The organism is uncultured Chitinibacter sp., from assembly GCF_945957625.1.
Taxonomy (GTDB): Bacteria; Pseudomonadota; Gammaproteobacteria; order Burkholderiales; family Chitinibacteraceae; genus Chitinibacter; species Chitinibacter tainanensis.
In genome coordinates, this window is sequence record NZ_CAMFLP010000002.1 from 41,207 (window position 1) to 66,122 (window position 24,916).

Consider the following 24,916-nt stretch of genomic DNA (forward strand, 5'->3'; position numbering starts at 1 on the left):
CGACATTCATCAGAAAAAAGTAATTATTAAGAAATCTTTAACGTAAGATAAGCGGTACTAAGCAATAACCCTAGGTGTGCGTATGGATCGGAAAGCCGCGTTGCAGGATTTTTTTGAAGCATTTGGGCTGGCCTACTCGGCCTTGAATGTGGAGGCCACCTGCGCCACCTTTGTGATGCCATTTACCACCAATGTGCAAGGCGATATCACCCACTGGAGCGAATTCGAGCCGCTGCGACAAACCACCGAAGCGCTGTTCATGTGGTACTACCAGCAAGGCTTTCGCAGTGCGCGCTACAAGGTGCTAGAGCAGGTAATGGTGGGCAGCGATCACGCCACCGTGCAATTGCGCTGGTATGTGGCGCGTGAAGATCGTCATTACTGGGTGCACGAAACCGGCTACCAGCTGCGCTGGGTAAATGAGGGCTGGAAAATCTGCGGCATTATGCAAATCACCAGCCCCGAGCGCAGCGACCTACTGCTGGATGAACAAACCGCCGAAGCCTGGAGCCCACTCGCGCTCGCCGATGAAGCCATTGGCGGCCATCTGCCCATCCCAGGCCGCGAAATCAATCAGCTGCAATAGCGCGGCCTTGGCGTAAAAAAACGCAGCGATACCCGCCTAGGTATTGCTGCGTAACGCGCATTGAGTAAGGGCTGTGGCCTTATACGCTGTCGCTAGTGCCTAGCGCAGTCAGAATCGTCTCGGGCGATTCATGCTCGATCAGCACTTCGCGCAAACGATTAAAAGCGCGTGCGGCTTCTTCCGGATATTTGCCAAACGAGGTCAGGTTGCTGTGCTTCCAGCCGGCGGCATGCAAGACCTGATTGCGAAACTTTGGCCCATCCATCCGTCCCTCGGCCATCTGTAGCAGCGCCCGCTCGATCAGCACATGGGGAAAGGGGTCGCGCGAAATGGTGCTGAAATGTTGCGGCAGAACTTCATTGAATTGCATACGGCACCTTCGTGGATTCAGTGAACTGGTTTATCCATCTAAGGCGATCTGGCGCACTTTTGCCAGCCGATTTGCAAATAAATCATCCGAATCTTACATTTTGTCCTGCGGCCAACGCCAAGCCAGCAAACGGCTGACTTTTTGCCCCTGACTCATTGGCAACACCCGGACTTCGGCCGCGCCTTGCAGCGCGCGTTGCAAGGCCGGTAAATGCTCGCTTTTTGCCACCAGCGTGGTAAACCAGCCCACTTGGCGGGCAAATTGCCGGCTCTCTTCGATCATCCGGCCAATAAAGGCCAGCTCGCCCCCGGCGCACCACAGCTCATTGCTCTGGCCGGCAAAATTTAGCGGCGCGGCGCCCGTCGTGGCCTGCCCCAAATTGCGCACTTTGCGCGCCGTCCCGGCATTGGCTTCGGCGGCATTGCGGTGAAACGGCGGATTGCAGAGGGTAAAGGCAAAATACTCGCCCGGCTCGATTACGTCCCGAAAGATCTGCTTGGGCTCACGTTGCCAGCGGGTGGCTAAGCCATCCGCCAGCACCGGATTCGCGGCAAAGATGCGCGCCGCATTACTGAGCGCCGCGCGATCGATATCAGCGCCGACAAACGACCAGCCATAGCTCACGCGCCCCAAGAGGGGATAAATGGCATTGGCTCCTACGCCGATATCCAGCACCCGCACCGTTGGGCCGCGTTGCGGCTTGCCAGCAGAATCCAGCAATAGATCAGCCAGGGTATGGATGTAGTCAGCTCGACCAGGAATGGGTGGGCACAGATACCCCGGGGGGATATCCCATTCGCCGACCCCGTAATACAGCGCCAGCAAGGCGCGATTGAGGGTCTTTACAGCATTCGGGTCGGCAAAATCTATGGTCGGCTCCCCGCGCGGATTGGTGCGCACCAGCGCGGCGAGCTCGGGTAGGCAGGCGGTAAGCGCGGCAAAATCATAGCGCCCTTGATGCGGATTGCGTGGATGCAACTGCCCTTTGGGTACAGAGCGGGCCGACAGTGGAGCCCGCGGACGGGGCTTGGGGGCAGTGGAGCGAGACATGAATACCAACCAGAAAAACCCGTTACGGGCACAGCTGCCGCCAGCCTAGCAGAAAAACCACGCCCGCCGGCCAATTCTTGCGCCAAAACACACACACGCCGCAGCGGTGCTGCTAGACTTGCCGGCTTGAATTGATTGTCTTGCAGGAAACTCACATCATGCGCAGCACCCGTGTTTTAACCGGCATTACCACCACCGGCACCCCGCATCTGGGCAACTATGTAGGCGCGATTCGCCCGGCCATCGAGGCCAGCCGCAATCCCAACACCGATGGTTTCTTTTTCCTTGCCGATTACCACGCCCTGATCAAATGTGACGATCCTGCCCGCATCGAACGCTCGCGCCTCGAAATCGCCGCTACCTGGCTAGCCGCCGGGCTGGATACCGAGCGCGTTACGTTCTATCGCCAATCGGATATCCCGGAAGTTAGCGAGCTCAATTGGCTGCTGACCTGTGTGACCGCCAAAGGCCAGATGAACCGGGCCCACGCCTACAAAGCCAGTACCGATGCCAACGAAGCCGCGGGCGAAGATCTGGATCATGGCGTGACCATGGGGCTCTTTTGCTACCCGATTCTGATGGCGGCCGATATTCTGCTGTTTAATCCGCACTTGGTACCAGTAGGGCGCGATCAGATTCAGCACATCGAAATGGCCCGCGATGTGGCCGCGCGCTTTAATCATCTCTTTGGCGCCGGCAAAGAGCTGTTTGTGCTACCCGAAGCGCACATCGAAGAACACGTGGCTACCCTGCCGGGGCTGGATGGCCGCAAGATGAGCAAGTCGTACGACAACACCATTCCACTGTTTGAAGGCGGACCGAAAGGGCTGAAAGACGCCGTTGCCCGCATTGTTACCAACAGCCTGCTGCCGGGCGAGCCGAAAGACCCAGATTGCCATCTGGTCACCATTTACGAAGCGTTTGCCAGCGCCGAGCAGGCCAAACAGTTCCGCGCCGATCTGGTTGCGGGCCTGGGTTGGGGCGACGCCAAGAAGCAACTGGTGGAGCTGATCGAAGCCCACGTGGGCCCAATGCGCGAGCGCTATGCCGAGCTGATGGCCCACCCAGAACGCATCGAAGAATTGCTGCAAGCCGGTGCAGCCAAAGCCCGCGCCACCGCCACCCCTTTCATTCAAGAGCTGCGCGAAGCCGTCGGCTTGCGCCGCATGGTGGCCATTGCCCAGCCGGCCGCCAAAGCCGCCAAAACCAAAGTGGCCTTGCCGCTGTTTAAGCAATACCGGCTGGCCGATGGCCTGTTCTACTTCAATTTCAGCGATGCCAATGGCCGTTTGCTGCTGGAAAGCCAAGGCTTTGCGCAGGGCAAGGAAGCAGGCCAATGGATTGGCCAGCTCAAGCGCGAGGCCAGCATTCCCGCCGACGCACCGCTGCAACTGGCCGAGGGCATCAGTGCCGCCGAGGTGGTTGCCGCACTGCAAGCACTGCAGGCTGAATAAACGGCCACCGGGTATACGCACCACAGCTTTATATAAAAAGGCCTGTAGCCAGATACCCACCCTTTACACCAAGTATTAACAACCCTCTCAGCAAAAGACACGCCGCAGGTCTAAATTATCGGCATATACGGGAGAGACCCATGCTTGGACGGGGGTGGCTACTAATTTGCTACTTCAGCGGTTTGGCGGCCAGCCACGCCGCTGAGCCACTGCGGGTGGCGATGGGGATCAGCAAAATGCCCTATGTGTCGATGGAAGCGCAAAACGGCATCGAATACGAGCTGATTACCCGCCCTCTGCTGGCCGCCGGCTATACGCTGGATGTGCAGCACATGCCCAATAAACGCGCCCAAACCCTGCTCGAACGCGGCGAGCTTGATGCCGTGATCAGCCTAAGCGGCAACTATCTTTCCCTGCCCTATATTCGCTACCAGAACATGGCCATTAGTCGCTGCGCCAATCAGGTCAAGCTACCTGACATAGCCGCACTAAGCCGCTATCAGGTGGGGGCGTTTCACGGAGCGAGCCGTTTTCTGGGGCCGGAGCTGGCTCAAATCGCAGAAAACCGTTTGCGCTATCAGGAATTGGCCGATCAGAAACTACTAAACCGGATGCTGGCGATTGGCCATCTGGATGTCGTGATTAGCGATATCAACATCTTCCGGCATTTTGAAGCGGGCGTGCAGCCCACAGGGCCGATTTGCCCGGTAGCGCTGTTTGCCCCCACCGACTACCGGCTGGCCTTTCGCCAGGCGCCAGTGCGAGATGCATTTGATCGGGAGTTGGCCAAGCTGCGCCGGCAAGGCCTGTATGAAGAACTGAACTGGCGCTATTTGCGCAGCAAAGATGCCGCGCCATTCAAACCCCAATAACCGGGGTATGGCGCGTCAGTGCTAGATAGATAACGCACCCAGGGCAATACGTAATAGGGTATTTGGTTTATTTAGATCACCAACATTGCCGCGCAGAAACGGAAAAAGCCCAGCACTAGGCTGGGCTTTTCGGATCTTGGTGCCGACGGCAGGAATCGAACTCGCGACCCCCTGATTACAAGTCAGGTGCTCTACCAACTGAGCTACATCGGCGTCAGAAGCTGCGCATTTTACCAGAGCCGTTTGAATCTGCAAGCCCCTTGTGCGAAATTTTAGCTTCCCCCTGTTTGTGCCAAAAAACACAGCCCCGCTGCCCAGCGGCACTGCTGGCCAAGTATTCGGCTGGACAAGCCCCGCCCGCAGGGAGAGAATCACGCCTCAGTAGTTTTTCCACGGTTCGCGCACGGAGATAGTATGAGCCGCGACATGAAGTCGAGTCGAAACAATTCACGCAGCAGCAGCGCCCCCAAAAGTGGCGGCAGCTCAATGCTCACCGGCCTCTTGGTCGGGCTGTTTGTCGGGATCGCCATTGCCATCGCAGTGGCGCTGTTTTTAAACGCGCGTGGTAATCCCTTCGCCAAAGATCAAACAGTACCTAGCGATGCTCTCGCCAGTGGGCCGGAAACCACCACCAGCGGCCCGGAAATTCTGCAGCCGGGCAATGGTAAAGACGCAGTGCCGGTGATCACAACGCCGCCCAAAGCCTCTGCCGCCAGCGCGGTCGCCAAGCCAGAGAGCGCCAACGCCAGCGAAGACCGTTTTGATTTCTATAAAGTCTTGCCCGAAGCCGGGGAAAAAGGCCCTGCTGCCACTCCAACTAGCAAACCTAAACCCAGCAGCAGCCCGGCGCCCGATGCAAGCAAACCAGGCTTACTGCAAGTGGGCGCCTTTCAGAACGAAAACGATGCCGACAATCTGAAAGCCAAGCTGGCGCTGATCGGGATTGAATCGCGCATCCAGACCACCGAAGTGGCCGATAAAGGCGTGTGGCACCGCGTGCGCGTAGGGCCTTTCCACGATCAAAGTGAACTTGAACGCATTCGTGCGGTCTTGAAAACCAACGGGATTGACAGCACGATCGTCAAAGTCAATTAATAATACCTGCTGGCCACCCGCCGCCAGGGATAGAGGAGCTGAAACCAGATGTTGAAACAATGGATTAAAACCTGCCTGTTGACTGCCACCTTGCTCGCTGCTGGCACGGCCAACGCCGCCATCACCGAAGGTAAAGAATACAAAGCCCTCGCCAAGCCACAACCGGTGGCTGTAGCGGGCAAACAAGAAGTGATCGAGTTTTTCTGGTACGGCTGCCCACACTGCTTTGCCATCGAACCGCATGTGGAAGCGTGGGAAGCCAAGCTACCGAAAAACGTAAATTTCCGCCGTGTGCACGTGATGTGGGATGGCCGCAATGATCTGGAAGGCCACGCCAAAATCTTCCTCGCACTGGAAGCCATGGGCCTAACCCGCAGGCACCAGATGGCTGTATTCAAAGCCATTCAGCAAGATCGCATCGAGCTGCGCCGCGAAGAAGCCCTGTTTGAGTGGATCGGCAAGCAAGGCATTGATGTGAATAAATTCAAAGCCAATTACAACGGCTTCTCCACCAAAGCGCAGCTGAACAAACTGAGCGCAATGAGCCGTGATTACAATGTGGATGGCGTACCGATGTTTGTCGTGAATGGCAAATGGGTGACCAGCCCATCGATGGTAGGTAAAGAAGATGACACCATTACCAAGGTGATCAACGAGCTGCTGGCCAAAGACAAAACCGCGCCAAAATCAGCTCCGGCTAAAAAATAAACCTTAGCTCACGCTAAACAAAAGCCACCGCATGCGGTGGCTTTTGTGTTTTCAGACTTAAGACAACAGCCTTGACCTATACCTCGCGGTAGGTTTTCTTATCGGCCGATTTCATTTTTTCGTATTCATTGCGCAAAATGCACACCAGCTCGCCTTCGCCGATCCCCCGCACTGTCACTTCGCGGGTTAACAGGTAATCGGTAAAAAACGGCGTGGTGCGCTCATCATCCAGGTCAAAACCGCGGCGATTAAAGGCAAAGGTAATACCGGGCAGCTTTTGCAGCCGCGCCGCCATATTGATGCACGAGCCCACATAATCATTGCCTTCCCCGACCGAATACACAGTGCCCCGCGCTAAACCGACACGCAAGCGGTGCGGTGGCTCGGCTACTTTGGATTTCAGATTGGGCAGAAATTCGTGATGGTATTTTTTGCAAATACTGTAGCTACTGGCGACCACATTGCGCATGGCCGCTTGCGAGAGGCCACGGCAGCCCCATAAAACCGGCAGGCCATCGCCCAGAAACTTGGTAAAGAACGGCAAGGGGCACCACAGCGCCACGCCCTCGGCCTCATCTTTTTGCTTCATTTCATTGCGCAACTCATTCATCAGCCAGCTGAGAAACGGGTGCAAGAAACTGGGTACGGATAAATGTGGGTCAATCTGGTTGCAGAATTGGGTAAAGCCTTCCAGATCAAACACCGCCGCGATCGCGTCGGTGGATTTAGATTCCAGCGACAAATCGCCCAAGCCCAGCATCGAGGCATTAAATTGCTCGAAAGATTCATGCTTCAGCAGTTTACGCCGCTGGCCATCTATCTCGGTGCGGACATAATCACTGCTGCGGGGCTTGTAGGTGGGCATAGCAGATCATGCAGAACGTGTAACAGCTGTTGATGATAAAGCCTGCGCCGCGGAATCGAAAGTCATTCCAGCGCACTGTGCTAAACACCCGCATCGCTGAATACCGCGAAGCCACCGCGGCGATGGCCAGCTTGGCAGATAGGGTATTGCCCCCTAAGCATTATTTGATAACGCCTAGCAGGCCATACCCTATCAGATACTCACCTAAACCTGTGTCTCAACCATATTGCCACGGGGGCCGTCGGTAGGCAGCTGGCTTTGAAACGCGGAGAGAAAATCCTGCAACGAAGCCTGGCTTCTATCGCCCCCCAAGGCCTGCACCAGCGTACTAAAGCTGCTTTGCAACTCGCTCACGCTGTCGTCGCTACTGCCCGCGCTTACCTTTTGCAGCAGGCTTTGCAGGTCAGCCGCCATATCGGGCTTGCCGCCCCCCATCCTGCTCGCCACAGGCATCGACTCGCCCTCCGCCTCTGCACCTTGGCTTTGTGCACGCATCGACTGCATCAGCGTTTGCATAAACTGCCCCAGCGCCTGCTGGACGCTGCTGGTGGCGCTACTGCTGTCGGTGCTGTCACTGCTGCTGGCAGCACTGGTGGAGCTACTGGTACTGCTGGCCCCATCCAGATTCAGCCCCAACTGCTGTAGCGCCGAACTAATGGCCGACTGCAGCTTGCCGCCCCGCTCGCCCGCCGGCGGCGGGCCGGGTGGTGGAGCTGGGCGGGAGCCACGGGTTTCACTGCTACTACTGACCGAACTGAGCTGGCTTACCCAGCTACTATTACTCACACTGGAGATACTCATGATGAACTCCCAAAAAATAAACACAGCCCGCCGGGCATGGCCGCCCGGCCAAGGCAGCCAGGCCTAAGCAAATCATCGGCCAAAACCTGCCAAATTCAGCCCTGCAAGGTGTAAAAGCAGGTAAAACTGGGTTAAGGCCACGCGGCCTGCTCCCGTTTGGGCCGGGCAAAATCTGCCACGACGCCCGTTCAAACCGCTATTTCAGGCCCGCGCTGCAGCGCTAGCCCGCCCCGGCAGCAGGGCGGCAAGGCGGAACGGCAACTTTGCCGCCCCCGTCTACCCAAGCGCCAACAGGCTTGGCTCACCGAAATAAAAAAACAGCGGCAAAATTCACCGCTGCCCAAGGTCGCCAAGCGACCACACGAAGAAAACCAGCCCTGCCGCCGTATCAATGCCCGCGCGGTTGTGGCGGGCGCGCCAAATTGGCACGGGCTTGCTCTTGCTGCGCGGGGGTCAGCAAAGCAAAGATCTGCTGCTCTAGCGCCAGATGAGCCAGCATGGCCTCGGCCTGCGTAGCTTGTTGCTGGGCAATCAACACCCGCGCTGCCTGCGAATCGAATTGGGGGGCGGTAATGAGCGCGGTCAGCTCTGGGTTGGGTTGCGATTTGGCCGGCGACGGCTGCTTGGCCAGCAAGGCCTGTAACTGACTTTGCTGGCTGGCGCTGAGTACGATGTCACGCAGCAGCGGGCTGCGTGGTGGGTGCATCTGCCCTTGAGCGGGCGGCTCGGGCGGCATGGCCAGCGCCGAAGTGGGGGTCGCCACGGCACTTAAGGTGGTCAGCAAGACCGATAACAGGGCAGTACGGGATGTAGAAACAGGCATGTTGAGCTCCAGACTGCGTTCCGGCCCCTGCCGGATCACGTGTGCTTAGTCTGCGTGGCTCGCACGTTAATGGCGGTTAAAGAGATGTAAAAAGCCGTAAAGGTCGGCAAAGGCCGCGCATAAATCCGCTATCCTGAGCACAAACAAGGGGAACACCATGCCAGCCGCCGTGTTATTAGTGGATGATGATGTCGAGCTAGTCAGCCTGCTGCGCGAATATTTGCAGCAAGAGGGTTTTCGCGTGGGCGTGGCCCATGATGGCCTCAGTGGCGCGCAGGCCGCGCTATCGGGCGAGTATGCAATTGCCGTGTTGGATATCATGATGCCGCAGCTCAACGGCATCGAGACGCTACGCAAAATTCGCAGCCTGAGTAATCTGCCGGTGATCTTACTCACCGCGATGGGCGACGACGCCGACCGGATTATTGGCCTCGAGCTTGGCGCGGATGATTATGTGCCCAAGCCCAGCTCAGCCCGCGAAATCACCGCCCGCATTCGGGCGATTTTGCGCCGTAGCCAGCAAACCGCCAACCCAGCTGTGCTCAAAATCGGCCAGCTGGAAATCTGGCCGGGCGAACGCCGAGCTAGCTGGGCGGGCCAGCCACTGGCGCTCACCAGCACCGAATACAGCTTGCTGGAAGTGCTTGCTCAGCAAGCCGGCCGGCCGGTGAGCAAAGAGCAGCTCTCGCAATTGGGCTTGGGCCGACCGCTGGCGCGTTTTGATCGCAGCATTGATGTGCACCTCAGCAGCATCCGGCAAAAACTGGGGCTGTTACCCGATGGCCGCTCCTGCATCCAGACCGTGTACCGGCAGGGCTATCAGCTGCTGCGGGAGGCCTAATGGGGCGGCTATTTTGGAAGTTTTTCGGCTTTTTATTTCTGGCTCAGCTGATCACCATTTTTGCGGTGGGCCTCACTTTCTGGCTGCGCGCGCCAGCCGACTGGCGACACCCGCCGCCACCCGCCGCCCATAATGGCAGCGATCACCCCCAGCCTCCACCACCGCCAGCGAGGCCACCGCATCGGGTGCCGCTGGAAGCCATGATCGGCGGCGTACTCACCAGCCTGCTGTCGGCGGCGCTGCTCGCGCGCTATGTGGCCAAGCCGATTCGCGCCCTGCGCGAAGCCTTTGCCAATGCCGCCGCTGGCGAGCTGAACTTGCGCATTGGCGCGCCACTAGCACGGCGAAATGATGAATTGGCCGATCTGGCACGCGATTACGACCAGATGGCCGAGCAACTACAAGCCCTGCTCAGCGGCCAGCGCCGCTTGCTGCACGATGTATCGCACGAGCTACGCTCGCCGCTCGCGCGGCTACAGCTGGCCATCGGGCTGGCGCAACAAAATCCAGCGCGGCAGGCCGACGCACTGCCGCGCATCGAGCGGGAAGCCCAGCGCATGAATCAATTACTGGGGGAATTGCTCACCTTATCGCGATTGGAAGCACGCGTGAGCGAGCCACGGCAATGGCTGGATTGGCAGCAGCTACTGAGCGAATTGATTGAAGACGCCCGCTTTGAAGCCCAGGCCAAGGCGCAGATGATCGAGTGGCATAGCAGCGGGGCTGCGGGGGTGTTGGGTGATCCGGAGTTGCTACGCCGGGCGGCGGAAAATATTTTGCGCAATGCCATTCGCTATAGCCCCCCGGAAAGCGTGATTCAGGTGAATCTGCAGGCGGTAGCCAGCGGCTATCAGCTCAGCATTAGCGATCAAGGCCCGGGCGTCACGCCCACTCAGCTAGCGCAAATTTTTGCACCGTTTTACCGCGCCGAAGCTGGCCAGACTAGCGGCTTTGGCCTGGGGCTCGCGATTGCCGAGCGGGTGGTGACCGCTCATGGCGGGCAAATCTGGGCCGAGAATGCCGCCATCACGGGTTTGATTGTGCATATTCGCTTGCCGGCCGCGGCAACGGCGAGCGAGCTAGATACGTAGCCTAGGTATTAGGCTGAAGCCATTATTCAACAATGCTTTTAACGCAATACCCATTAAAAAAGCCCTGCAGCGCAGGGCTTTTTTCATCGCTTAGTGCAGCACCACGTCTTCGTCGATGCGCACCAGATCATTCAGGTATTCGTAGGTTTTTTCGCCTTTAGGCCAGCAGACCCGTGCGCGATCGCCTTCGATTTTCAGCACACGGCCATCGTAGCGTTCGGCGGTAAAGCGGCCGGCGAGGTTAACGCGAGCATTCACTGGCAGCTCGTGTGCCACGCCGGAAAATCGTTCGATCAGTGATGAGATCAGCATTAACATGATGGGCTCCTGGGTAGTCGGTGACGACTGTTTGTGTAGTTGATGCATGTATATTATGCGCATTTACTACGTAACTCAACTACATTTTATTGTCATTTTTACCCAGGTGACCAACGGCGCTACGGCGCATACTGCTTGGATCACTACGTAAGCCCTCGATTACGAGGTTTTATTCCGCCTGCTGTAGTGATTCCTGCAAATGCTGAATGATGCCGCTTAAGCGATTTTGCAGCCCACTTTCATCGCTATAGCTGGTGGCGATTTGCTCCCAGGTATCGCGCACGATATTCAGTAGCACCGCCTCTTGTGCATCGCTTAGGCCTAGCCCGGCAAAGGCACGTTCCAGCTGCATCATGCCGTTACTAAAACTGATACCGCGGTTTTGATTCGATAAGCGCTGTTGCTGATCGAGGCTATCTAGCGCGGCGGTCAGCGATTGAATCGAGCGCAGGACTGTTTCTTGGCGGCGCAAGGCGGTTTGGGTGATGTCGATGGCTTTCAAGCTGGTATCGGCAGCTTCAATCAGGATGGCCAGATTGTCGCGCAAGCGGCCGCAGCGCTCGGTATCTTCGGTGGGCAGGTTATTGATGATGAGCCGCACCTGCTGAAAATGGATGGAAAGCCGGTTGCTAAATTGCACTACCCGCTCCATCGAAGACATCCGCTGCAAAATCGCGGTTTCCAGCTGGCTGGCCGGGCCATGCATATTCAGGGCATACTATTGCTGCCGATCCATCACCCCCACGACGGCTTCAAGCTCAAAGCCGCGAATCGCCTCGATAATTTGCCGGCACAAAGCCTGCGGAGTGCGGGCACTATTAAAGGCTTTCAGCGCCTGCAGCAGTGCACCGGTTTCGCCGACGCTACTCATGGCGGTAAAGGCAGTTTGAGTGGCAAATTGCAGCTGCGACTGCATCAGCGCCCGATCGGTGGATTGCTGCAGCATATGCGCGAGCTGGGTTTTCAGCAGCTTGGGGTCCAGCGGTTTGGTAATAAAGCTTTGCCCACCCACGTCGTACACTTGCAGTAGCTCATCCAGATATTCGCTGCCGGACATCATCATCACCGGAATCGCCTGCCAGCGTGGATCGGCGCGCATGGCCTGACAGAGGCTGAGGCCATCGAGGATCGGCATTTTGATGTCGGTGAGCACCGCCGCGACCGGCTCTTGCTCCAACACCGCCAAAGCCAGCTGACCATGCTTAGCGGTGAGCACCCGATATTCGCTGCTGAGGTATTCCTGCACCAGCTGCAAGATTAGCCGATCATCATCCACCACCAGCACCAGCGGCAATGACTCTGCCGCGCCACTCTGCTCCAGAAACAAATCCATGCTGCGCCCCTTGTTGAATCAGTGCTTTCAGCCTAGACCATGCTTAGGCGAAGGATAGGTCGATGTTGCAATGCGATGGCACCAAGGGCTTTAGATGCAAAAAGCCTAGAGGTATACCCCTCTAGGCTTTTCCACCCATTGGCTTGCAAGCAATACCCCTAGTATTGATTCAGCGCCTTGGCGATAAAATGTTTGGGCACAGTCGGGCGCGGCACGCGGATTTCGAACCAGCTGCGCACGTCTTCATCCAGCAGATTGCCATGCATATAGTTGTACAGCGCTTTATTCAGGCCACGCCCCATCAGATCGTGATCAATCGGGGTGCGATCGATAAAGCCCACATCGTTTTTGGCGAAAGTAACTTTGGGCAGCGGCACCAGCTCAACGCCGTACTCTTCCGGGTTTTGCCCCACTGGCGAATGCACGGTACAGGCAAAGCGATGAAAGAAGCCCGACTGAATACAGCCGGCGGCAAACAGCTGGCGTACATATTCCAGCGCATCCACGGTGTCTTGCACCGTTTGGGTCGGAAACCCGTACATCAAATAGGCATGCACCAGAATCCCGGCCTGCGCAAAACCATAGGTCACGCGCGCCACCTGATCGACCGAGACGCCTTTCTTCATTAATTTCAGCAGGCGATCCGAGGCCACTTCCAGCCCGCCCGAAATGGCAATGCAGCCGCTATCGGCCAAGAGCTGGCATAGCTCCGGGGTAAAGGATTTTTCAAAGCGGATATTACCCCACCACGAAATCGTGACATTGCGCCGCAACAGCTCTTCGGCCAGCGCTTTGAGCATTTTGGGCGGCGCTGCTTCATCCACGAAATGAAAGCCGGTTTGCCCAGTTTCGGCGATGATGGCCTCGATACGATCCACCAGCATTTCGGCAGTGGTGGTTTCGTAGCGGGAAATATAGTCGAGCGTAACATCGCAAAAGCTGCACTTTTTCCAGTAACAGCCATGCGCGATGGTGAGTTTATTCCAGCGCCCATCGCTCCATAGCCGGTGCATGGGGTTGAGCATATCCAGCAGCGACAAATACTGGTGAATCGGCAGGCCATCCCAGGTGGGCGTGCCGACTTCGCTAAAGGGCACATCCGGCTCGGGCCAATTGATGTATTCCACCTTGCCGGCCGCATTGCGGATAAAGGTGCGCACCAAGCGCTGCGCGCTGCGCTCGCCACGCAAATACGCCAGCAAGGCCAGCAAAGGGCGCTCGCCATCATCCAGCGTAACAAAATCAAAGAAATCAAACACGGCTGGCTCGGCCAGCTCGCGCAGCTCGGTATTCACAAAGCCGCCACCCAGGGCGATTTTCACCTGCGGGGCGTGCTGACGGATTGTTTGCGCAATCCGGAAAGCTGCGTACACTGCGCCGGGAAAAGGCACCGATAGCAGCACCAGCGTCGGCTGATGCCGCGCCAGCGCGGCCAAGGTCAGCGCCTGCAAAGTCTGGTCAACCAGATTGACGGGGGCCGCCAGCGCCGCGGCCAGCGGCGCAAAGCTGGGCTGCGACATCGCCAGTGATTCGGCATAGCGCACAAACTCAAAGCGCGGATCAATCGCTTCGCGCACCACATCAGCCAGATCATTCAGATACAAAGTGGCCAAATGCCGCGCGCGGTCGTAGCTGCCCAGCGCACCAAAGGCCCAATTGAGCGGATCACCCGAGCCATCATCCACATAGCTTTCCAGCGCGGCAAAGCGCGCGCCTTCGGGTAGATAGGTGCGGTTGGCAATCCGGTGCGCCAGCGTATTGTCACGCCCCTGCAAAAAGGCCATCACTGGGTCAATGGTGCTGTCGTAATGGCTGAAATTGAGCAAGAAATGCTGTACGGCCAGGCTACGCTGCTTGCGCGGTAGCTTTTCGCATTCACGCCGAATCTCGCTAAGCCCCGCGCGGGAAAACAGCCTGAGCACCAGCGCCAGCGCGAGATCTTCCTGCACTGCGATTTCTTGATTCGCTCGCAAAAAGCCGGTGATATACGCCGTGGATGGGTACGGCGTATTGAGCTGCGTCATCGGCGGAATCAGCGAAAGAATGCGAAGTTCAGACATCAGGAAACACCAGTAAAAACGCCGCCAGCTGGCGGCGGGATTGTTGCCACAGCGCGGCCATTAGGCCTTTTTCACAAATTCGGATTTGAGCTGCATCGCGCCAAAGCCGTCGATTTTGCAATCGATATCGTGGTCACCTTCGATCAGGCGAATGTTTTTCACCTTGGTGCCCACTTTCACCACCGAGGACGAGCCTTTGATCTTCAGGTCTTTGATCACGGTGACCGAATCGCCATCTTGCAGCACATTGCCGTTGGCGTCTTTCCAGACTTTCGCGACTTCAACGCTGGCGGCGGTATCGGCCGCATTCCACTCGTGGGCGCACTCTGGGCAAATCAGCAGGCTGCCATCTTCATACGTAAACGCCGAGCCACAGGCTGGACAGGGGGGCAAAGCAGACATGCTGATTCCTTGTACAATAATAAAGAGTTCGCCACATTATACCCCGAGCCGACACAACCTCAGGAGCTAAGCGATGGGCATCAATTCCGCCAAGCAAGACGCCAAACGCCTGAAACGCGATCATCAGGAAGCCGGCCACCATGAAGATGAGCTGATCAACGAGGCGCGCCGCACTGCACTCAATGATTGGCTGAGCCAGCGCAAACAAGATGGCCGCGCCGCCGCGGCACAGCGCCATCTCGATAAACAGGCACTGCAACAGTTACAGCGAAAAAAGAAATAAGCAGGGTATTGCCTTTCAGGCCTTATCTATTAATGACTACAGAGTCATACCCCACTAGCGCGCCATCAACTGCTCGGCCAGCTCACGCAAATCCAGCACGCTCAGCAAGCGCGTTTGGCTGCCTTGCCCGGCCATCACGCTTTTCCAGTTTTGCGCCTGCGGGTTCGCGTGCAAACGCTGATGGCCACTATCAAACGCATGCCCATCTTGCGGCGGCCACTCGGCTTCATCAATACTCATCAGCCGCGCTACGCCAAAGCCGATCAGTGTATCGCCGCATTCCACCACCAGCACACTGGCTGTTGGGGTGAGCGTGGGTGGCTCTAGGCCCAGCACCTGCGCGAGCGAGTAAGTCGCAATCGCTCGCCCGCGGTGCACCACCAAGCCGCCGGCGTAATCGCCGCCACCCATCATTTGCTCCTGATGCTGCCAGGGCAAAATCTCCACAATCTGCTCGATCGGGGTACCGACTTCGGCGCATAAATCATAAGTGAGCATCTGGCAGGTGGGGCGCTGTTGGCGGCTACCCGCCAGCCCGATTTCACCTTCGCTGCGCATATTCATCCGGCCCAGCCCCTGCAGATCGGCAGCGGCCTGCAATGCCGCCACATCCAGCATCAGGTAATAACCCAGCGCGCGGGTTTGCGCCGAGGTATTGTGCTCGGGTAACTGCCGGCTATCGAGCACGCCGGCCAAATAGCGCTGCTGCGCAAATGAATGTGCGGGAATCGGCGCGAGCGAGAGATCATAGGTCGGCACCACATCGTTGATCTCATCCACCAGAAAAGCCACCAGCCCAGCCGGAAACTGCACCAGAAAGGCCTGCTGATTGGCGTGGCGCAATTGGCTATTCAGCCCCAGCATGCGATACAAATCCACGGCCGGAATACTGCTGCCCGCGTGCTCCAGCACGCCAAGGCAAAACCCGCTCGCGAGCGCCGAATCGCGGTCGATATTCGGCGTGAGTATGGTGGTAAACACCGCATCGGAGGGCATGGCCAGAGGTACACCGCCGCAGCGCATCAGCATGACATAGCTCAGCTCGGCCGCGCGGCCCTCGCCCCCCCCTGCGGCCGTTTCAGCGGGCAACACCATCGGTAAATCCGGCAGACGGCTCAAGGCCGCCGGATCGAGCACGCTCACCAAAGCCTCGACATCCCGCCGCTGAAAACTACCGGCCAGCAAATGCAGCTGGCCTGTTTGTGCACTAACCGGCTGAAAATCACGCCCCTCGGGTTGAAACACTCCTTGTACGCCATGCGCCAAAAGGCCGATCAACTGGCCTTCGTGCGCCATGATCACCACGCTTTGCGCGGGCAACTCGGGCGTGCTCAGGCCGAGCACGCGGCGCAAATCCAGCACCGGGATTAAAGCGCCACGCAGATCGATTGCACCGATAATCCCGCGGGCAGCTGAGGGGTATTCACGCAAACCAAGACAAGGCGTCACCTCGCGCAAAGCTTGCAAGGGCAAAGCCAGCTGCATCTCATTCAGCAGAAAAACGCCGAATACCCGTTCCAGCTCATTGTTCATGGTATTTCACACTGCGCTGCAGCTCGTCGATCAGCCGCGCCACCACGGTGGCCATTTGCTGTTGTTGCTCGGCGGCTTTGGCAATCTCGCCCGCGCTGCTGCTGCTGCTGTGCACGCTTTGCATAATGCCTTCAAAGTGGCTGGCCGCCACTCGGCTCACTTGCGCCCCCTGATCGACTTGTTGATTCGATTGCTCGATCAGCTGCGTAATTTCTTTCGCTGCTTCCGAGCTGCGCTCGGCCAGCTTACGCACCTCGGCCGCCACCACTGAAAAACCGACGCCATATTGCCCAGCGCGCGCGGCCTCAATCGCGGCATTAAAAGCCAGCAGATTGGTTTGATTGGCAATCTCGCCAATCACGCGCACGATCTCACCCACTTTGTGCGAGCTGTGCTGGATGCGGTCGATGGCTTCAATTGATTTTTGCACCGATTCAAAGCCGGCCTCGGCCGAATGCGCCGATTCTTGGGCCAACATCGAGGCGGTGGCTGAATTCTCGGCCACCCCGCTAATTCCACCAAGTAGCTGCTGCAATTGCATCGCCATCTCTTTGGTTTTACTGGCGATTTGTAGCTCTAGCTGCACTTCATCGGTGATATCGAAGGCATATTTAACGATTTTGGCGACCTGGCCATTCAAATCAAGAATCGGGTTATAGGTAGCCTGAATCCACACGTCGCGGCCAAATTTACCCACCCGCTGAAAACGCCCGGACTTGATCTTGCCTTCGTTCAGATCCAACCAGAATTCGCGATATTCTTTGCTCTGCACATATTCAGGTGCACAAAATACCGAATGGTGATGCCCCTGAATTTCCCGCAGGGTATAGCCCATGGTGGCGAGGAAATTTCGATTGGCAGTGAGCACATTGCCATCCAGATCAAACTCCACCACTGCTTGCCCACGGCTGATCGCATCGACTTTGGCTTTGTACTCGGCGTTTTCCAGCTTGGCCGTGGTGATATCACTGGCAAACTTCACCACCTTCACCGGCTTACCGAGCGGATTAAAGATGGGGTTGTAGCTGGCCTGCAGCCAGACTTCCTTGCCCCCCTTACCAATGCGCTTGTATTCACCGGCCTCATACTCACCGCGCTCCAGTCGCTCCCAAAAAGCTTGGTATTCCGCACTGGCCGCGTGCTGCGGATCAACAAACATGCGATGGTGATGGCCCCGAATTTCATCGAGCTGATAATTCATCAGCTGCAGGAAGTTCTGGTTGGCGGTGAGCACACGCCCGCTTAAATCGAATTCAATAATCGCATCCGCACGATCAATGGCGCTGATTTTGCCCTCGGCATCCAGCTGCTGCAGTTTGGTGGCCGTGATATCGCTGGTGATCAAAAGTACCTTTTGCAGGCTGCCATCCAAGGCCATGATCGGGCTCATACTGCCGGTGAGCCAGACTTCACGCCCGCCCAGCGCCTGCAAACGAAATTCCACGCTCACCGCGCGCCCCTCGCGCAGACTACGCCAGCTTTCCTGATAGCGTGGGGATTCAATATCCTCGGCAAACATGAATTCACGTTCGGTTTTGCCCACCACTTCTCGCTGCGAATGCCCAAGCACTTTCAGCATATTCTCGTTGCAGGCGGTGATGACGCCATCACGGTCTAGTTCTGCCGTGCAATTACTCAGTGAAATGGCCTCGATCCGCGCAGTGACTTCTTGCGCCGCCGATTTACGCTCGGTGATATTGGTGCAAAATTTCACCACTTTCACGACATGACCATCAATATCAAAAATCGGGTTGTAACTGGCCTGCAGCCAGACCCGGCGCCCGGCTTTGCCAAAGCGCTGATATTCGCCGGTCTCGAATTGCCCTTTGCCCAAGCGTTGCCAGAAGGTGCGATAGGCGGCGCTTTGCACTTCTTCATGCTCGACAAATAGGCTGTGATGCTGTTGCAGCACCTCATCCAGCGTGTAACCCATGATCTGCAGAAAATTCTGATTGGCATGCAACACATGCCCGCCCAGATCGAATTCCACCACCCCTTGCGAGCGACTGATGGCCGCCACTTTGCCATCGTCTTCCATTGATTTTTGCTTGGCTGGGGTGATGTCGGTGGCGAATTTCACGATTTTTACCACCGCGCCATCCGGCCCCTGCACCGGGGTGTAGGTGGCCTGTAGCCAGACCGAGTGGCCTTTGTGGTGCACCCGGCGGTACTCCCCGCGCTGGGCCATGCCGGCTTGCAAATTATTCCAAAAGGTCTGGTATTCCTCGCTCTCGGCGTACTCTGGCAAACAGAATATCCGGTGGTTTTGCCCCATCACCGCCGGCAAACTGTAGCCCATGGTGGCAAGAAAGATCGGATTGGCCGCCAGCACATCGCCCTGCGGGGTGAATTCGATGACGGCTTGCGAGTTGTAAATGGCCTGAATTTTGGCATCGTCTTCCGCCGATTTGGTTTTGGTGGCGGTGATGTCATTGGCGAGCTTGATGACCTTATAAGGCTTGCCGGCTTTATCTTTCACCGGTGTATAGGTGGCCTGCAACCATACAGGAACGCCCTCTTTAGTGAGGCGCACAAATTCACTTTGGTGGTATTCGCCTTTGTGGAGCTTGGCCCAGAATTCTTTGTAATCATCGCTTTCAACAAAGCGCGGATAACAAAACATACTGTGGTGCTTGCCCACCAGATCGTCCAGTTCATACCCCAGCAGGTTCAGAAACACCGGGTTGGCATCCAGAATCACCCCATCTAGGTCAAATTCGATAATCGCCTGATTGCGATTGAGCGCCACCAAAAGCTCGGCCAGCTCGATCGCGTATTGCTGTTGATTGGCCTGATTTTCAAGTTGCTGCAGGATGGCTTCGTGAGTTTGATTTAACAGCATGGCGAGTTCCTCAACGGGGTGTCTGATTCACTATAAATCAGCGTGCCAAAATTGCTGCACTGCATACACGCCCAGTTTTGCGACAAAACAAACTTAGCCAAACACGGCGCCAAGCCCCCAATACCCCACCTAAGTAATTGCTTGTAGAGCAATATAATCCTTGTTCATATAGATATACCTAAGCAAAAAATCATACGAAGTAGGCAGTTACACCAGCTACTTAGCCGCTATCGCCTCCCACTGCGGGTAATTTTTATTCATCGATACCTTGCATTACAAAGTAGCTTGTTTTACTCTAAATATATCGCCGGATGATGCCTACCTCATCCGCCCTACAGCGAGGACGCATGAAAACGCAATTACGCAAAGGCACATTAGAGATGTGCGTGTTGGCGGTGCTGGCGCAGCAAGATAGCTATGTGTATGAGCTGGTGAGCCGGTTATCGGCCAGCATGGAAATCAGCGAGGGCACGATTTATCCGCTGATGCGCCGCCTGCAGGCCGATGCCTGGGTGAGCACTTATCTCACCGAATCCAGCAGCGGCCCGGCCCGCAAGTACTACCGGCTCACCCCGGCAGGGCAAACCGCGCTGGCGCAAATGCAGCAGGAATGGGCAAGTTTTGTGAGTGAAATCAATCAGGTGCTGCAAGCTCATGCTGCACCGCAAGGAGTGGATCATGCAACAAACTGAGTTTCTGAATCAGCTGGAAGCCGCTTTGCAGGCCTTGCCCGCAGGCGAGCGGGCTGAAATTTTGGCCGATTACCGCGCTTATTTTGCCGATGGGCTGGCCGATGGCCGCAGCGAGGTGGAGATTGCCGCGGCGCTGGGCGATCCGGCGCGGCTGGCGCGCGAGTTATTGGCCGAACGACGCCTGCAAAGCTGGGAAGCACATAAATCCCCGCGCAATCTGTGGGGGGCGCTGGTGGCGCTGGGAGGCCTTGGGATCATTAATGTGCTGCTGGCGCTGCCGTATTTGCTAATGCTCACGGTGTTATCGAGTTTATGGCTGGGCGCACTGGGGATTACATTCGCCGGTTTACTACTCACCGGCACTTGGGCCACGCAAACCGTGTTTGGCTGGCCCAGCCTTAACCACAGCTGGGCCACGGTGGCGCAGGATGAAACCGGCTGGCCATGGGCGGGCCGGCAAGCGGGTGAAATCTGGGCCAGCGGCCCGGCCGGTGAATCGGTGCATATTCAGCGACAAAGCGATGGCCAGGTGATTATTCAGGCCACCGATGGCGACGATGAGCTGCATATTCGCCGTGACGCCAGCGGCACGGTGCAGCAGATTCGCGCCAGCGATGGAGAAAACGTGCTGAATATTGGCGGCTGGATGGGGCCAACGCCGGGCGCGCTGCTGGCCACCGGCTTGGGTCTGCTGCTGTTGGGTGGCTTTGGTGTGGTGGTCGGTGGATTGATTTTGCGCGCCATCTGGCGTGGCACCGGGCGCTGGCTACGCTGGCAAGCCGAGTTGGTCAGCGGACAAACGCATCAATCAGCAGTCTAAATCTTGAATACAGGGTATATAGCCAAAGCCATTGATTTAAAAAGGCTGCAGACATATACCCTATTTATTTTTGTGCACCCACGCTGACCAGCCGCTAAACAGGCTTGGCGTACGGGCGGCAATGGCACTGCGGTGCCAAGGATTTTCTTCCCAGTAGCTGTCATGAAATAGGCAGCCAACTTCACCGCCGGCTTCCAGCAAGATCAACACCCCGGCCGCGTAATCCCAGAGTTTTTGTGCGCCATGCAGCATGACATCGGTGCGGCCAGCGGCCAGCCAGCACCAGTCGATGGTGGAGGCGCCAAAATTGCGGTGGCTGTGATAGGGGTTTACCGTCACCACCCGCGTGGCCAGATGGCCCGACAGCCATTTGGTTTCGATGGAAGCCATGGCTTGCTTCAGTGGCTTGTCGTCTTGCACTAGCGGCAGCCGATCATCATTTAGCCAGGCGCCAGCGCCCGCTTCGGCGGCGAAGCACTCATCCAGTACCGGCAGATACACCACCGCCAACACCGGGCGCTGCTGCTGAAACAGCGCAATCGAGACGGCAAAATACGGTAAGCCATGGGCGAAATTACTGGTGCCATCAATCGGATCGACAATCCACAAACCGTCGGCGTGCGCCGCCCACAGCGCTTCTTGCTGATCCTGACTCATTTCCTCACCCAATACCGGGCAATCGACCAACTGCGGCAGCAGGCGTTGCAAGGCGGTTTGCGCGGCCAGATCGGCTTCGGTAAACAGGCTGCCATCGTGTTTGATCTCAGCCGCTACTTTACGAAAACGTGGCATCACTTCGGTGGCGGCGACTTCGCGGGCGATCTGGATCAGGGCTTGCAGCCTTGCACTGGGCTGGGCAGAGGTAGACTTCACGGGCAGGTTTTCCACAGGCAATCAGCGAATACAACAAAGGCTCATTGTATGCCAAAAACGTAAAAAACCCGCGCTGCTTTCGTCAGCGCGGGCTAGGGTATTTCCCAGCGGCGGCGGGCACCGCTGGTCACCGGTCACTGGCTTAGTAAGGCCATTTCCAGTTTTTAACTTCTGGCATGTCATCGCCCACTTGAGAGATGTACTGTTCGTGCTCAACCAGTTTGTCCACCAGTTTTTGGCGAACATGGGCACCGATTTTTTGCAGTTTAGGTACACGGTCGATCACGTCGATAGCCAGGTTGAAGCGGTCCAGCTGATTCACCACTACCATATCGAATGGCGTAGAAGTTGAACCTTCTTCGATATAACCACGAGCGTGGATGTTGCTATGACCGTTGCGACGATAAGTCAGACGGTGGATCAGCCATGGGTAACCGTGGAAGGCAAACATCACTGGCTTGTCAGTGGTGAAGATCGCGTCGAATTCGCGGTCTGACAGGCCGTGTGGGTGCTCTTCTTTCGGTTGCAGCGTCATCAGGTCACACACGTTCACAAAGCGGATCTTCAGATCTGGGAAGTGTTGACGCAGGATGTCGGTCGCAGCCAGCGCTTCCATGGTCGGGATTTCACCGGCACACGCCATTACTACATCTGGCTCGCCGCCTTCATCGTTAGATGCCCAGTCCCAAATACCCAGACCTTTGGTCGCGTGTTTGATCGCTTGATCCATAGTCAGGTATTGCAGTGCTGGCTGTTTACCGGCTACGACCACGTTCACATAGTGACGTGAGCGCAGTACATGGTCAGTTACCGACAGCAAGGTGTTGGCATCAGCTGGCAGGTAAACGCGGATCACTTCAGCTTTTTTGTTCACCACGTGATCGATGAAGCCTGGATCTTGGTGAGAGAAGCCGTTGTGGTCTTGACGCCATACGTGTGAAGTCAGCAGATAGTTCAGTGACGGAATCGGTTTACGCCAGTTGATGTGGCGAGTGGTTTTCAGCCATTTCGCGTGCTGGTTAAACATCGAATCGATCACGTGGATGAACGCTTCGTAGCAGCTGAAGAAGCCGTGACGACCGGTCAGGTTGTATGCTTCGAGCCAGCCTTGGCAAGTGTGCTCAGACAGAATTTCCATCACACGACCATCTTGTTTCAGATTGTCGTTGTTGTTCACACCGTCCACTTCGAAGTGGTTAGCCAGCCAGTTTTTACCTGAGTACTCAATGGTGGCGTTCCAGCGATTCGATGCAGTTTCATCTGGGCCGAAGATACGGAAGTTTTTCTCGGCTTCGTTTTCTTTCATCACGTCAGCCAGGAAGTTACCCATTACACGGGTCATTTCCGCATTCACAGTACCTGGTTTGTCAAACTTCACTTCGTAGTTACGGAAGTCTGGCATTTTCAGGTCTTTCGACACTTGGCCATGCACAACTGGGTTGCTACCGATCCGTTTTTGACCTTTTGGTGCAATCGCTACCAGCTCTTCTTTCACAGTACCGTCTTCATTGAAGAGGGTATTGATTTGGTAAGATTTCAGCCAAGTTTCCAGGTTTTGAACGTTTTCGCCATCGATATCAGAGAATGGCACCTGGTGGCTGCGCCAGTAATCTTCGACTTTCTTGCCTTTGATTTCTTTCGGGCCAGTCCAGCCTTTTGGCGTGCGCATGATGATCATTGGCCAACGTGGGCGAGTGATCATTTTGCCGGCAGCCAGTTCTTCTTTAGCTTTAGCGCGAATCGCGGCAAATTTGTCCATACACAAGTCCATGGCAGCAGCCATTTCTTGGTGGATGTCGTTAAAGCTTTCTGGTTTTTCGTTGAAAGTTTCAGTTTTCAGTTCAACGAAGATCGGCTCGTAACCGTAACCGGTAAACAGGGCCGTAACTTCTTCTTTATCCATCCGCGCCAGCAGCGTCGGGTTGGCGATCTTGTAACCATTCAGGTGCAAGATTGGCAGCACGAAACCGTCATTGATCGGGTGGATGTATTTAGTAGAGTGCCAAGAAGCCGCCAATGGGCCAGTTTCAGCTTCACCATCGCCCACCACTGCGAACACAACTTGATCTGGATTATCCAGCGCAGCGCCGTAAGCGTGAGATACTGAGTAACCCAGCTCGCCACCCTCGTGCATTGAGCCTGGGGTTTCTGGGGCTACGTGTGATGGGATGCCACGTGGGAAAGAGAACTGTTTGAACAGACGCTGCATACCGGCTTCGGTGCGGTCGATGTTCGGGAAGAACTCTTCGTAAGAACCTTCAACCCAAGTGTTGGCTACGAAACCAGGGCCACCATGGCCAGGGCCAGTGATGTAGATCGCGTTGATGTCGCGGTCGTTAATCAGACGGTTAGCGTGCACGTAGATGAAGTTCAGACCTGGTGTAGTACCCCAGTGACCCAACAGACGTGGTTTGATGTGTTCACGTACGAGCTTTTCTTTCAGCAATGGGTTATCCAGCAGGTAGATCTGACCAACTGAAAGGTAGTTGGTTGCCTGCCAGTAACGATGCATTTTGTCGAGCAATTCTGCAGATAACGGTTGTTGAGCCACGATACACCTCTTTTCTAGGTTGTGTTGAGTGTCTGAAGTGAGGAGCTTTTGTATCTCCTTACCCGATGGAGCCAGTATACGTAGCCCGTTCTGCCGGCTACTGATACAAATCAAAAACTGCGTTGGCAACTACCCTAGCGGGCTGCGAATCGTTGATACAACGCAAAAAACCGGGCTCTGCGTGTAATTTTGTTACCGTCTGGGCGGCTTATTCGCCGCGCGCAAACAACAAAATCCGATTTTCCCTCCATCTGCACCACGTGTTCTGCACGCTATCGCTAGCGCGCAGGGCAGCGCCTACTGAGCGTGCCATCAGCATATTACAAGACCATAACAAGCAAACTCAACGGATTATTAACACAAATCAATCGCAATACTGACACACAACAAAAGTAAGCCGACTCGCCTGCCGCCCAAACACAAAAAAGCCCGCCAATGGCGGGCTAGATTGCTGATAAACCCCACTCGCGAAGCGAGGCCCCCCTCAAGGAGGGGGCGGGAGGGGTGGGAATAGAACATCAAGGCTGCAGTTTCAAAGCCATATTGCCTAGACTCGGCTCTACCGAGACTTGAAGAATGTGGCCCTGCCACTTTGTCAGCAGCCTGAGCCCGCCAATGGCGGGCATGGGTTTACCACATGCCACGGCTAGCGT

24 protein-coding genes and 1 tRNA gene are annotated in these 24,916 nt (G+C 56.5%); 10 read left to right on the plus strand and 15 right to left on the minus strand.

Annotated elements, in window-relative coordinates; translation table 11 throughout:
- Nucleotides 1-82 precede the first annotated feature (82 nt).
- Nucleotides 83-586 (plus strand): hypothetical protein, encoded by a 504-nt coding sequence (locus tag QV747_RS03990; protein WP_028450433.1) that lies wholly within the window; start codon nucleotides 83-85, stop codon nucleotides 584-586.
- A 79-nt stretch (nucleotides 587-665) separates the two neighbouring features.
- On the opposite strand, the gene QV747_RS03995 is transcribed toward QV747_RS03990, so the two are convergent.
- Both QV747_RS03995 and rlmF read right to left on the minus strand, forming a co-directional pair.
- Nucleotides 666-956: a hypothetical protein gene (locus tag QV747_RS03995; protein WP_028450434.1), complete on the minus strand. Its 291-nt coding sequence runs from the start codon at nucleotides 954-956 to the stop codon at nucleotides 666-668.
- Nucleotides 957-1,049: 93 nt separating this feature from the next.
- Nucleotides 1,050-2,006: a 23S rRNA (adenine(1618)-N(6))-methyltransferase RlmF gene (rlmF, locus tag QV747_RS04000; RefSeq protein WP_273429623.1), complete on the minus strand. Its 957-nt coding sequence runs from the start codon at nucleotides 2,004-2,006 to the stop codon at nucleotides 1,050-1,052.
- A gap of 158 nt (nucleotides 2,007-2,164) precedes the next feature.
- On the opposite strand from rlmF, the gene QV747_RS04005 reads away from it, so the two are divergent.
- Together QV747_RS04005 and QV747_RS04010 are read left to right on the plus strand one after the other, a co-directional pair.
- Nucleotides 2,165-3,460, plus strand: a complete 1,296-nt coding sequence (locus QV747_RS04005; RefSeq protein ID WP_273429621.1) for a tryptophan--tRNA ligase — start codon at nucleotides 2,165-2,167, stop codon at nucleotides 3,458-3,460.
- Nucleotides 3,461-3,600: 140 nt separating this feature from the next.
- Nucleotides 3,601-4,332 (plus strand): ABC transporter substrate-binding protein, encoded by a 732-nt coding sequence (locus tag QV747_RS04010; protein WP_273429619.1) that lies wholly within the window; start codon nucleotides 3,601-3,603, stop codon nucleotides 4,330-4,332.
- Between the two features lie 137 nt (nucleotides 4,333-4,469).
- On the opposite strand, the gene QV747_RS04015 is transcribed toward QV747_RS04010, so the two are convergent.
- A tRNA-Thr gene (locus tag QV747_RS04015) sits at nucleotides 4,470-4,545 on the minus strand.
- 213 nt (nucleotides 4,546-4,758) lie between these two features.
- Between QV747_RS04015 and QV747_RS04020 the strand changes: the two genes are divergently transcribed.
- Both QV747_RS04020 and QV747_RS04025 read left to right on the plus strand, forming a co-directional pair.
- Nucleotides 4,759-5,427 (plus strand): SPOR domain-containing protein, encoded by a 669-nt coding sequence (locus tag QV747_RS04020; protein WP_273429617.1) that lies wholly within the window; start codon nucleotides 4,759-4,761, stop codon nucleotides 5,425-5,427.
- Between the two features lie 48 nt (nucleotides 5,428-5,475).
- Nucleotides 5,476-6,135 carry a thiol:disulfide interchange protein DsbA/DsbL gene (locus tag QV747_RS04025; protein ID WP_273429615.1) on the plus strand — a complete coding sequence of 220 codons (660 nt, stop codon included), beginning with the start codon at nucleotides 5,476-5,478 and terminating at the stop codon, nucleotides 6,133-6,135.
- 76 nt (nucleotides 6,136-6,211) lie between these two features.
- On the opposite strand, the gene QV747_RS04030 is transcribed toward QV747_RS04025, so the two are convergent.
- The 3 genes from QV747_RS04030 to QV747_RS04040 form a co-directional block, all read right to left on the minus strand.
- Complete coding sequence (locus QV747_RS04030) at nucleotides 6,212-7,000, minus strand: hypothetical protein (protein WP_288791472.1); 789 nt, start codon at nucleotides 6,998-7,000, stop codon at nucleotides 6,212-6,214.
- Between the two features lie 204 nt (nucleotides 7,001-7,204).
- Nucleotides 7,205-7,801 (minus strand): hypothetical protein, encoded by a 597-nt coding sequence (locus QV747_RS04035; RefSeq protein ID WP_273429614.1) that lies wholly within the window; start codon nucleotides 7,799-7,801, stop codon nucleotides 7,205-7,207.
- 388 nt (nucleotides 7,802-8,189) lie between these two features.
- Nucleotides 8,190-8,624: a Spy/CpxP family protein refolding chaperone gene (locus QV747_RS04040; RefSeq protein ID WP_273429612.1), complete on the minus strand. Its 435-nt coding sequence runs from the start codon at nucleotides 8,622-8,624 to the stop codon at nucleotides 8,190-8,192.
- A 157-nt stretch (nucleotides 8,625-8,781) separates the two neighbouring features.
- On the opposite strand from QV747_RS04040, the gene QV747_RS04045 reads away from it, so the two are divergent.
- Entirely contained in the window at nucleotides 8,782-9,465 is a 684-nt protein-coding gene (locus QV747_RS04045; RefSeq protein WP_273429611.1) for a response regulator transcription factor, read from the plus strand.
- Nucleotides 9,465-10,556: an ATP-binding protein gene (locus tag QV747_RS04050; protein ID WP_273429610.1), complete on the plus strand. Its 1,092-nt coding sequence runs from the start codon at nucleotides 9,465-9,467 to the stop codon at nucleotides 10,554-10,556. Before QV747_RS04045 ends, QV747_RS04050 begins: the two co-directional genes overlap by 1 nt.
- Nucleotides 10,557-10,646: 90 nt before the next feature.
- On the opposite strand, the gene QV747_RS04055 is transcribed toward QV747_RS04050, so the two are convergent.
- The 5 genes from QV747_RS04055 to QV747_RS04075 form a co-directional block, all read right to left on the minus strand.
- Complete coding sequence (locus QV747_RS04055) at nucleotides 10,647-10,874, minus strand: hypothetical protein (protein ID WP_273429608.1); 228 nt, start codon at nucleotides 10,872-10,874, stop codon at nucleotides 10,647-10,649.
- A gap of 169 nt (nucleotides 10,875-11,043) precedes the next feature.
- A complete protein-coding gene (locus QV747_RS04060) occupies nucleotides 11,044-11,580 on the minus strand; it encodes a hypothetical protein (protein WP_288791473.1) in 537 nt (178 codons plus the stop codon).
- Nucleotides 11,581-11,592: 12 nt separating this feature from the next.
- Nucleotides 11,593-12,207, minus strand: a complete 615-nt coding sequence (locus QV747_RS04065; RefSeq protein WP_288791474.1) for a PleD family two-component system response regulator — start codon at nucleotides 12,205-12,207, stop codon at nucleotides 11,593-11,595.
- A 158-nt stretch (nucleotides 12,208-12,365) separates the two neighbouring features.
- A complete protein-coding gene (locus QV747_RS04070; protein ID WP_273429603.1) occupies nucleotides 12,366-14,267 on the minus strand; it encodes a radical SAM protein in 1,902 nt (633 codons plus the stop codon).
- 60 nt (nucleotides 14,268-14,327) lie between these two features.
- The gene (locus QV747_RS04075) at nucleotides 14,328-14,669 is read right to left on the minus strand and encodes a zinc ribbon domain-containing protein YjdM (protein ID WP_273429601.1); all 342 of its coding nucleotides are present in this window, start codon (nucleotides 14,667-14,669) and stop codon (nucleotides 14,328-14,330) included.
- A 73-nt stretch (nucleotides 14,670-14,742) separates the two neighbouring features.
- On the opposite strand from QV747_RS04075, the gene QV747_RS04080 reads away from it, so the two are divergent.
- Complete coding sequence (locus QV747_RS04080) at nucleotides 14,743-14,952, plus strand: hypothetical protein (protein WP_273429599.1); 210 nt, start codon at nucleotides 14,743-14,745, stop codon at nucleotides 14,950-14,952.
- Between the two features lie 54 nt (nucleotides 14,953-15,006).
- On the opposite strand, the gene QV747_RS04085 is transcribed toward QV747_RS04080, so the two are convergent.
- Both QV747_RS04085 and QV747_RS04090 read right to left on the minus strand, forming a co-directional pair.
- Nucleotides 15,007-16,485: a chemotaxis protein CheW gene (locus QV747_RS04085; protein ID WP_288791475.1), complete on the minus strand. Its 1,479-nt coding sequence runs from the start codon at nucleotides 16,483-16,485 to the stop codon at nucleotides 15,007-15,009.
- Complete coding sequence (locus tag QV747_RS04090) at nucleotides 16,475-19,327, minus strand: PAS domain-containing methyl-accepting chemotaxis protein (RefSeq protein ID WP_081986707.1); 2,853 nt, start codon at nucleotides 19,325-19,327, stop codon at nucleotides 16,475-16,477. Before QV747_RS04090 ends, QV747_RS04085 begins: the two co-directional genes overlap by 11 nt.
- 347 nt (nucleotides 19,328-19,674) lie before the next feature.
- Between QV747_RS04090 and QV747_RS04095 the strand changes: the two genes are divergently transcribed.
- Complete coding sequence (locus QV747_RS04095; protein ID WP_047396805.1) at nucleotides 19,675-20,019, plus strand: PadR family transcriptional regulator; 345 nt, start codon at nucleotides 19,675-19,677, stop codon at nucleotides 20,017-20,019.
- Complete coding sequence (locus tag QV747_RS04100) at nucleotides 20,006-20,839, plus strand: DUF1700 domain-containing protein (RefSeq protein WP_273429595.1); 834 nt, start codon at nucleotides 20,006-20,008, stop codon at nucleotides 20,837-20,839. The genes QV747_RS04095 and QV747_RS04100 overlap by 14 nt, the downstream gene beginning before the upstream one ends.
- Nucleotides 20,840-20,899: 60 nt before the next feature.
- On the opposite strand, the gene QV747_RS04105 is transcribed toward QV747_RS04100, so the two are convergent.
- Nucleotides 20,900-21,670 carry an inositol monophosphatase family protein gene (locus tag QV747_RS04105; RefSeq protein ID WP_028450450.1) on the minus strand — a complete coding sequence of 257 codons (771 nt, stop codon included), beginning with the start codon at nucleotides 21,668-21,670 and terminating at the stop codon, nucleotides 20,900-20,902.
- 184 nt (nucleotides 21,671-21,854) lie between these two features.
- The gene (locus QV747_RS04110) at nucleotides 21,855-24,392 is read right to left on the minus strand and encodes a phosphoketolase family protein (RefSeq protein WP_308417286.1); all 2,538 of its coding nucleotides are present in this window, start codon (nucleotides 24,390-24,392) and stop codon (nucleotides 21,855-21,857) included.
- Between the last annotated feature and the right edge of the window lie 524 nt (nucleotides 24,393-24,916).

What these genes read in the sequence shown, in the direction of transcription:
- QV747_RS04100 (WP_273429595.1), top strand. Translation starts at nt 20,006, where the DNA reads ATGCAACAAACTGAGTTTCTGAATCAGCTGGAAGCCGCTTTGCAGGCC.
- QV747_RS03990 (WP_028450433.1), top strand. Translation starts at nt 83, where the DNA reads ATGGATCGGAAAGCCGCGTTGCAGGATTTTTTTGAAGCATTTGGGCTG.
- QV747_RS04090 (WP_081986707.1), bottom strand. Translation starts at nt 19,327, where the DNA reads ATGCTGTTAAATCAAACTCACGAAGCCATCCTGCAGCAACTTGAAAAT.
- QV747_RS04055 (WP_273429608.1), bottom strand. Translation starts at nt 10,874, where the DNA reads ATGTTAATGCTGATCTCATCACTGATCGAACGATTTTCCGGCGTGGCA.
- QV747_RS04030 (WP_288791472.1), bottom strand. Translation starts at nt 7,000, where the DNA reads ATGCCCACCTACAAGCCCCGCAGCAGTGATTATGTCCGCACCGAGATA.
- QV747_RS04085 (WP_288791475.1), bottom strand. Translation starts at nt 16,485, where the DNA reads ATGAACAATGAGCTGGAACGGGTATTCGGCGTTTTTCTGCTGAATGAG.
- rlmF (WP_273429623.1), bottom strand. Translation starts at nt 2,006, where the DNA reads ATGTCTCGCTCCACTGCCCCCAAGCCCCGTCCGCGGGCTCCACTGTCG.
- QV747_RS04095 (WP_047396805.1), top strand. Translation starts at nt 19,675, where the DNA reads ATGAAAACGCAATTACGCAAAGGCACATTAGAGATGTGCGTGTTGGCG.
- QV747_RS04080 (WP_273429599.1), top strand. Translation starts at nt 14,743, where the DNA reads ATGGGCATCAATTCCGCCAAGCAAGACGCCAAACGCCTGAAACGCGAT.
- QV747_RS04025 (WP_273429615.1), top strand. Translation starts at nt 5,476, where the DNA reads ATGTTGAAACAATGGATTAAAACCTGCCTGTTGACTGCCACCTTGCTC.
- QV747_RS04065 (WP_288791474.1), bottom strand. Translation starts at nt 12,207, where the DNA reads ATGGATTTGTTTCTGGAGCAGAGTGGCGCGGCAGAGTCATTGCCGCTG.
- QV747_RS04005 (WP_273429621.1), top strand. Translation starts at nt 2,165, where the DNA reads ATGCGCAGCACCCGTGTTTTAACCGGCATTACCACCACCGGCACCCCG.
- QV747_RS03995 (WP_028450434.1), bottom strand. Translation starts at nt 956, where the DNA reads ATGCAATTCAATGAAGTTCTGCCGCAACATTTCAGCACCATTTCGCGC.
- QV747_RS04045 (WP_273429611.1), top strand. Translation starts at nt 8,782, where the DNA reads ATGCCAGCCGCCGTGTTATTAGTGGATGATGATGTCGAGCTAGTCAGC.
- QV747_RS04020 (WP_273429617.1), top strand. Translation starts at nt 4,759, where the DNA reads ATGAAGTCGAGTCGAAACAATTCACGCAGCAGCAGCGCCCCCAAAAGT.
- QV747_RS04035 (WP_273429614.1), bottom strand. Translation starts at nt 7,801, where the DNA reads ATGAGTATCTCCAGTGTGAGTAATAGTAGCTGGGTAAGCCAGCTCAGT.
- QV747_RS04050 (WP_273429610.1), top strand. Translation starts at nt 9,465, where the DNA reads ATGGGGCGGCTATTTTGGAAGTTTTTCGGCTTTTTATTTCTGGCTCAG.
- QV747_RS04075 (WP_273429601.1), bottom strand. Translation starts at nt 14,669, where the DNA reads ATGTCTGCTTTGCCCCCCTGTCCAGCCTGTGGCTCGGCGTTTACGTAT.
- QV747_RS04070 (WP_273429603.1), bottom strand. Translation starts at nt 14,267, where the DNA reads ATGTCTGAACTTCGCATTCTTTCGCTGATTCCGCCGATGACGCAGCTC.
- QV747_RS04040 (WP_273429612.1), bottom strand. Translation starts at nt 8,624, where the DNA reads ATGCCTGTTTCTACATCCCGTACTGCCCTGTTATCGGTCTTGCTGACC.
- QV747_RS04010 (WP_273429619.1), top strand. Translation starts at nt 3,601, where the DNA reads ATGCTTGGACGGGGGTGGCTACTAATTTGCTACTTCAGCGGTTTGGCG.
- QV747_RS04060 (WP_288791473.1), bottom strand. Translation starts at nt 11,580, where the DNA reads ATGCATGGCCCGGCCAGCCAGCTGGAAACCGCGATTTTGCAGCGGATG.